We start from the raw sequence: 6859 nt of genomic DNA on the forward strand, positions 1-6859 counted from the left end.
ATCAGCGCGTTGTGGGGCCTTTCTTGCCCTCGTCCTTGCGCGAGGGCGGCAGGCCCCCGCCCAGAATCGCCTGGCGCAGGAAACTGGTGCGCGGCGGCTCCGAGAGGCGCTGCTCGGCCCGATCCCATTCCTTGGCCGCGCGCTCCTTCATCCACGCGTGGCGCATCTCCAGCGCCTGGCGGAAGGACTCGTCCAGGCCGTCCTCGTCGCCTTCCTCAATCTGGCGGCGGAGTTCGCCCAGCGCCCGCATGAACTCGTCAATCCAGCGCACGATGTTGGCCGCATTGGCCTGGCAGGCGTGCCGATAGGCGGCGGAGTCGCCAGGTCCCAGGTAGGCTCCGGCCTCGTAGGCCGCGCCCGCCACCTTGCGCATCTCGCGCCAACTGACGGCGCTCTGCGTGGCGCGCAGGAGCGCCGCCGCGATGACCAGGGGCAGGTGCTCGCCGCCGGCAATCAAGCCATCGTGTTCCGCCGCGTCCAGGAAGAAGGGCTGCGCCCCGATGAGCCGCACCAGGTCGGTCATGAAGTCCAGCGCCATGGGTGCTGCCGTTGGCGACGGCGTGAGGCAGTACACGCCTCCGCTGAACAGGTCGGCGTCGGGTTCCAGGCCGGTCTTGCCCATGGGCAGGATGGGGTTGCCGCCCACGAAGTTGACATGCTCCGGCAACAGTTCCTGCGCCCAGGCCATCACCGGCGCTTTCACATTGGCCGTGTCGGTGATGACCACGCCGGTCTTGAGGTAGGGCGCGATGGGCTTGAACGTGTCGTGGATGGCCGGCAGGGGCAGCGCCAGAATGATGGCGTCGGCGTCCTCCACGGCGGCGATGAGGTTCCATTCGGTCTTGTGGACCGCGCCGGCCTTGCCCGCGCTGCGCGAGATGCCCGGGTCCTTGTCGTGGCCGATGAGTTCGTATCCTGCATCGGCCTTGCGCAACGCCAGGCCCAGGGAAGTCCCCACAACTCCCAATCCGATAATCGCGATCTTCGGTTTTGCCATATTTTCCTCCCCCAATCCTGTTCAACCCGCCCTGCGACGGGGCCGCGCCTCAAGCCGACTCGTCGGCCAAATGCAGGGCGATGAGCCAGTCGTCCAATCGGTCGCGCGGGGGCAAGGGCAGCGGTGCGTGGTGCCGACGGATGAGCGCCACGACGTCCGGCGAACTCCCCGCGCGTTCGGCCGCCTCCGCGCCGACCTCCGCGTGGCGGGCATATGCGCTGCGCGGGCCGGCTTCCGTCTGCGTGGCCCATAGCAGCACGTGCGCCACGCGCCGCCACAGGTTGGCGCGAACGAACGCCTTGCCCACATCGTGCAGGAGCGCGGCCTGCATGAGTTCCGCATCCCTCCAACCCTGGCGGCGCAGGCGGTTCAGCACATCCACGGCGTGCTCCTGGTCGTAGAGCGACATGCGACGGAACAGCGCCAACTGGCCCGGCGACAGGTGCGCCTCCGCCACGGCGAGAAACGCATTCGGGTCGCGCCTGCGGAACGCCCGAAAGAACTGCCTGGCACGGTAGAGAGGCCGCACGCTCACCATCCCGCGATCAACTTCCAGAGCAAGTCCACGGGCTGGCCCATGATGGCACCCAGCAGGCTGCGGCCCGTTACCCAGCCCACCGCCAGCACGGCCAGCAGCACCATCGGGCCGTAGGCTTCTATCTGCGACAGGGCGCGGGTTACCCGTTGCACACTCGCCGACCGTATGCTGGTCAGGATGCCCATGAGCACGCTGAACCCATCCAGCGGCGGCAGTGGGATGAGATTGAACACGGTCAGGATCACGTTTACGAAGGCCCACGTGGCCAGTATCGTCAGCAGGGCGGGGGGCACGGCTCGCCCAAAAATCCGGTACGGCAGCATCAGGATGAAGGCGGTCAGCAGGTTGGACAGCGGCCCCGCGACCGACACCAACGCCATGCCCGCGCGCGGCCCGTACTTCAGCCGATACGGATTCACCGGCGTGGGCTTGCCCCACCCGATGCCGAAGCCCGACAACGAACTCATGACGATCATCACGGTTCCCAACGGATCCAGGTGCTTGATGGGGTTCAGCGTAACGCGCCCCAGAAATCGGGCCGTCGGATCTCCCAGTTTGTCGGCGCTCCAGGCGTGGGCGCATTCGTGCACGTCTATGGCCAGCACAACGCCGATAAGGATCAACAAGATGTCCCGGAAATCGGCCATGTCGCGTCGTTCTCCTTTCCGCAGCGCATTATAACACAATTCGCCAGGGAGGGCAGAATTGACGGCTGGGGTGGGGACTGGTACCATACGGCGTGGGGAAACCGCCCCTCTCTCATCCCCGGCCCCTTCTTGCCCCGCGGGTGGCGCGAGAGGGGAGCGAGCGGGGACTGTTATAATGGAAAGCGAGGAGGCATCGGCTCCATGGACGTTCAGATGGGCGACATCGTGCGCCTGCGCAAGCCCCATCCGTGCGGGGGGTACGAGTGGCGCGTGATGCGCGTGGGCGCCGACATCGGGCTGAAGTGCCAGACGTGCGGGCGCGTGGTGATGCTCCCGCGCGGTGAGTTTGAGCGACGGCTCAAGGCGGTTGTGTCGCGCTGGCCCGACAACAGGCCCGCGTCCCTCTGACCCGGCGCGATCAGGCGTAGGCCCCCTTTGCGTTCGGTGCAGAGACTAGGGAGCACACCTCCTGTCGGCACTCGTCGGCGACGAGGACGGTCAGTTTGTCCCCGGGTTGCAGCACGGTTTCGCCATGGGGGATAATCAGCCTGCGCCCGCGACGCACCGAGACCACTACGCATTCGTGAGGCAAGCACATATCCTTCAGCGCCTTGCCGGCCACAGGCGCGTCTTGGCCCACTTCCAGTTCCAGGAACTCGGTCCCCGTGAGTTTGCCCAGGCGCAGTTGCTCGGTGCGCTGTTGCAGTTCCATCCGTCGGATGATGGCGGTATTGTAGGCTTTGATGATGTCGGCGCGGCGTATCAGCCCCACCAGTCTCCTGGGGTTCTCGCGCGAGACTACCGGCAGCCTGCCGATGTCGCGCGCGCCCATGCGTTTCAGCGCGACCCACAGCGGTTCGTCGGGATACGCGAAAACGAGGTCCCTGGTGGCGATGTCCCCCGCCGTCAAAGCCAGCGCCTCCTGGCGAGCCGTGGCGCGCTCCATGTCTTGGATCGTTACCACGCCAACCAGTCCGCCCTGTTCGTCCACGACAGGGAACCCGTGATGATGGCTTTCGGCGAAAAGGCGCGCCAGTTCCGCGACCGGCATATTCGCCGGCACTGCGTCAAAATGCGTGGTCATGGCCTCGCCCACCTCAATCCCCTGCATCACGTCAATATCGTGGCCGCGCTGCAGGTGAATCCCCTTGCGCGTGAGTTTCAGGGTGTAGATGGAGTCGCGGCGCAGGTGTTCCGACAGCAGGGTTGCCAGCACGGTGCCCAACATCAGGGGCAGGATGAGGCGATAGTCGCGCGACATCTCAAAGACGATGAGCACGGCGGTGATGGGGGCGTGAGCGGCCGCCGCGAAGACCGCCGACATGCCCACCAGCGCATACGCGCCTGAACTGCCCGTGATGGCCGGGAAGAGCGCATTCACCATCTTCCCGAACGCGCCGCCGAACATGGACCCCATGAACAGCGCCGGCGCGAACACACCGCCCGAATTCCCCGACCCCAACGTGAGCGATGTGGTCAGAATCTTGCCGAAGGCCAGCACGAACATGATCTGCGCGAAGAGGCCGCCGGACACCGCCTGCTCTATGTGCGCGAACCCGGTCCCAAGCGCCTGGGGAATGGCCAGCCCAACGAACCCCAGCGGGATCGCGCCCAAGGCCGGCTTCAGGGCGTCGGGGAAGCGCAGCGCGTCAAAGCGGTCTTCGGCCCAGTAGAGCACCGTTACGAACAGCCATGCGACGCCCGCGGCGGCCAGCCCAAGCACGGCGTAGAACAGCAACTCCCAGGGCGAGACGATGGAATATGCAGGCACGGCGAACGCGGGATTATCGCCCAGGACGGTGCGGCTCACGATGCTGGCCGTAACCGAACTGAGGACTACGGTGGCGAAGTAGCGGGTGGTGAATTCCCCCAGGATGACCTCCAGCGCGAAGATGACGCCGGCAATGGGCGCGTTGAAGGTCGCTGCGATGCCCCCCGCCGCGCCGCACGCCACCAGGTTGCGGATGCGCTCGTCGGATAGGCGGAACAACTGGCCGACCGTGGAGCCGAAGGCGGAACCGATTTGCACGATGGGGCCTTCGCGCCCCGCCGAGCCGCCGCTCCCGATGCACGCGGCAGACGCCAGCGCCTTGACGACCACAACGACCGGCCGAATGCGCCCACCCCGCAGGGCAATGGCTTTCATCACCTCGGGCACCCCGTGGCCCTTGGCCTCGCTGGCGAAATAGGTGATGAGCGGCCCGGCGATGAGGGCGCCCGCCAGCGGCACAAAGGCCGGCGCGATGGGGCCTAGAAACGCCAGCGCTCCCAGGACAGGCCCGTTGAACAGGCGCTGGAAGCCGGCGATCAACTCAATGAACAGGACTGCGCCGATTCCCGTGCCAACGCCCACGATCAACGCGGTGGCGATGAGGACGGTGGTCTCCGAGGGGTGCAGCCGATCCAACAGCCAGGCTGCGCGGGCGCTGGCCCGGTGCGCGCGTAACGAGGGTTTTGAGAAAGGCTCTCCCATTTCTCCCCCTAGACCCGATGTGGCGGATTTTCAATGCGTGCGGTATTATACTACACAAGGGAATGGGAGCAACTTGCGGGGAGGAGACCAGCGGTCATGCTGATTACACCCGACGAAGCCCGAAAATGGTATGGCGCAGACGACTCGGCGCACGACTTTGACCACGTGCTGCGGGTGCACGCGCTTGCGCTGCGCATCGCCCGCGCGGAAGGGGCCGACGTGGAAATCGTGTCGGCGGCGGCCTTGCTCCATGATGTGGCCAGGGCCGAGGCGGATCGGCTCGGGGCATGCCACGCGGAGATGGGCGCGCGCCAAGCCCGCGAAATCCTGCGGGGGCATCCGCCCGACAAGGTGGAGGCTATCGCCGTCGCCATCGCCAGCCACCGCTTCCGCAATTCCGCCGAGCCGCCGACGCTGGAGGCGAAGGTGCTCTACGACGCCGACAAACTGGACGCCATCGGGGCGATTGGGGTGGCGCGGGCCTATGCCATCGCGGGCAAGTGGAACCAGCGCCTGTGGTCGCCCTGGGCCGAGGCGGCCCACCTGGATGCGGCTGCCAGGGATCTCCACAACGCCGATCACACCCCCGTGCGCGAGTTTCAGGTCAAACTCTCCAAATTGAGGGATTCGCTCTACACCGACACGGCCCGCGCCATCGCCGAGAGCCGCCATCGGTACATGGCCGAGTTCTTCGCGCGCCTGGAACAGGAGGTTGCCGGTGAACTCTGAAGGCGAGCGGCGGACGTTGCGCATTGAGAGCCTGGCGCACCTCGGAGCCGGCATCGCCCGCGATGGCGGGAAGGTCGTCTTCGTGCCGTACTCCGCCCCCGGCGACGTGGTGCGCGCCCGCGTGATTGAGGACAAGCGGCGGTTCGCGCGGGCCGCCCTGGAAGAGGTGCTGGAGCCGTCGCCGCACCGCGTGGAACCGCTCTGCCCGTATTTCGGCGACTGCGGCGGGTGCCAGTGGCAGCACGTGGCCTACCCGACACAATTGCAGTACAAAGCGCGCATCGTGGCCGAGCAGTTGGAACACGTGGGCAAACTGCCGGGCGTCCCGGTGCGCGAGATTGCGGGCATGGGCGACCCCTGGGGCTATCGCAACTCCGCCCGCCTCACGGTGGGTTCCGATGGGACGCTGGGGTTCCAGCGGTTTGAAAGCCACGAGGTGGTCGGCGTGGAGGACTGCCTGATTCTCCATCCGTCGCTGCGTGATTTGCTCCGCCTGCTTGACGTGGAGTTCCCCGAACTCATGGCCCTGACCCTTCGCGTGGGCACGCGCACGGGCGACCGCATGGTCGTGCTGGAGACGGCAGGCGACGAGCCGCCGGAGATTGAGGTAGACATCCCAGTTTCGTGCGCTCTGGCGCTGGAGGACGGGCGCGTGGCCACGCTCATCGGCGACACGGCCATCCACGAGGACGTGGCCGGCCGACGCTACCGCATCTCGCCGACGAGTTTCTTCCAGGTGAATACCTGGGGGGCCGAGCGGCTGGTGGAGACCGTGGCCGAGGCGCTGCAACCGCAGGGATGGGAGCGGCTGCTGGATTTGTATTGCGGCGTGGGGCTGTTCGGGCTGGCGCTGGCGGGCCACGTCGGACAGGTGGTGGGCGTGGAGAGCGCGCCCTCGGCGGTGGCCGACGCGGTCGCCAACGCCGAGGGGCTGGACAACGTCGCCATCGTGGAGGGGCCGGCGGAGGAGGCGCTGCCGGCGCTGGCGGGCGCGGTTGACCTGGCGGTGGTGGACCCGCCTCGCGGCGGCATCCATCCCCTGGCCCTGCGCGCCTTGGTGGAGAAGCGCCCTCGCCGCATCGCCTACGTCTCGTGCGAGCCGAGCACGCTGGCGCGGGACTGCGCGGCGCTTGTGGGCGCGGGGTACCGCCTGCGTTGGGTGCAACCGGTGGACATGTTCCCGCAGACGTATCACATTGAGGCGGTGGCGCTGCTAGAGTGAGGCGGCGCGGCATGCCGTCCGGGGCTAAACCTCTGCGCTGATGGGGCGTTTGGATCGCGAACGACACGAAAGGGCGCGAAGGGCGCGAAAGTCGCGCGGGGCTAAACCCCCGCGCTGACGGCGCAAAGCCCCCTCCGGGGGCTGAGGATAGCCCGCAGGGCTTGGCCCGTTCAGCCCGATGCTTCGGCGTCGGGCGGGGCGGCAACACACCTCACCCTCGGCCTTTGGCTGTCCCCCTGGCCGTGGGCAGGGG

Annotated in this window: 7 protein-coding genes; 3 read left to right on the forward strand and 4 right to left on the reverse strand. The window is 67.3% G+C overall.

What is annotated here, in order from left to right; translation table 11 throughout:
• Window position 1 precedes the first annotated feature (1 nt).
• Genes H5T65_08720 through H5T65_08730 form a run of 3 tightly spaced genes read right to left on the reverse strand, consistent with a single transcriptional unit; the run spans window position 2 to window position 2182 of the window.
• Window positions 2-997: a prephenate dehydrogenase gene (locus H5T65_08720; protein MBC7259318.1), complete on the reverse strand. Its 996-nt coding sequence runs from the start codon at window positions 995-997 to the stop codon at window positions 2-4.
• A 49-nt stretch (window positions 998-1046) separates the two neighbouring features.
• The gene (locus H5T65_08725; GenBank protein ID MBC7259319.1) at window positions 1047-1532 is read right to left on the reverse strand and encodes an HDIG domain-containing protein; all 486 of its coding nucleotides are present in this window, start codon (window positions 1530-1532) and stop codon (window positions 1047-1049) included.
• The gene (locus H5T65_08730) at window positions 1529-2182 is read right to left on the reverse strand and encodes a site-2 protease family protein (GenBank protein ID MBC7259320.1); all 654 of its coding nucleotides are present in this window, start codon (window positions 2180-2182) and stop codon (window positions 1529-1531) included. Before H5T65_08730 ends, H5T65_08725 begins: the two co-directional genes overlap by 4 nt.
• 201 nt (window positions 2183-2383) lie before the next feature.
• Here H5T65_08730 and H5T65_08735 point away from each other — a divergent pair, with 201 nt between their 5' ends.
• Window positions 2384-2590, forward strand: a complete 207-nt coding sequence (locus H5T65_08735) for a DUF951 domain-containing protein (protein MBC7259321.1) — start codon at window positions 2384-2386, stop codon at window positions 2588-2590.
• Window positions 2591-2600: 10 nt separating this feature from the next.
• Here the strand turns inward: H5T65_08735 and H5T65_08740 are convergent, their stop codons facing one another.
• A complete protein-coding gene (locus tag H5T65_08740; protein ID MBC7259322.1) occupies window positions 2601-4655 on the reverse strand; it encodes a chloride channel protein in 2055 nt (684 codons plus the stop codon).
• Window positions 4656-4751: 96 nt separating this feature from the next.
• Here H5T65_08740 and H5T65_08745 point away from each other — a divergent pair, with 96 nt between their 5' ends.
• Window positions 4752-5384, forward strand: a complete 633-nt coding sequence (locus H5T65_08745) for an HD domain-containing protein (protein ID MBC7259323.1) — start codon at window positions 4752-4754, stop codon at window positions 5382-5384.
• On the forward strand, window positions 5374-6606 hold the full coding sequence (gene rlmD, locus H5T65_08750) for a 23S rRNA (uracil(1939)-C(5))-methyltransferase RlmD (GenBank protein ID MBC7259324.1): 1233 nt from the start codon (window positions 5374-5376) through the stop codon (window positions 6604-6606). The genes H5T65_08745 and rlmD overlap by 11 nt, the downstream gene beginning before the upstream one ends.
• Window positions 6607-6859 lie beyond the last annotated feature (253 nt).

Source organism: Chloroflexota bacterium (assembly GCA_014360805.1).
Classification (GTDB): Bacteria; Chloroflexota; Anaerolineae; order DTLA01; family DTLA01; genus DTLA01.

Coding starts and splice junctions, on each gene's coding strand:
- H5T65_08720 (MBC7259318.1), bottom strand. CDS start 997: ATGGCAAAACCGAAGATCGCGATTATCGGATTGGGAGTTGTGGGGACT.
- H5T65_08730 (MBC7259320.1), bottom strand. CDS start 2,182: ATGGCCGATTTCCGGGACATCTTGTTGATCCTTATCGGCGTTGTGCTG.
- H5T65_08735 (MBC7259321.1), top strand. CDS start 2,384: ATGGACGTTCAGATGGGCGACATCGTGCGCCTGCGCAAGCCCCATCCG.
- H5T65_08740 (MBC7259322.1), bottom strand. CDS start 4,655: ATGGGAGAGCCTTTCTCAAAACCCTCGTTACGCGCGCACCGGGCCAGC.
- H5T65_08745 (MBC7259323.1), top strand. CDS start 4,752: ATGCTGATTACACCCGACGAAGCCCGAAAATGGTATGGCGCAGACGAC.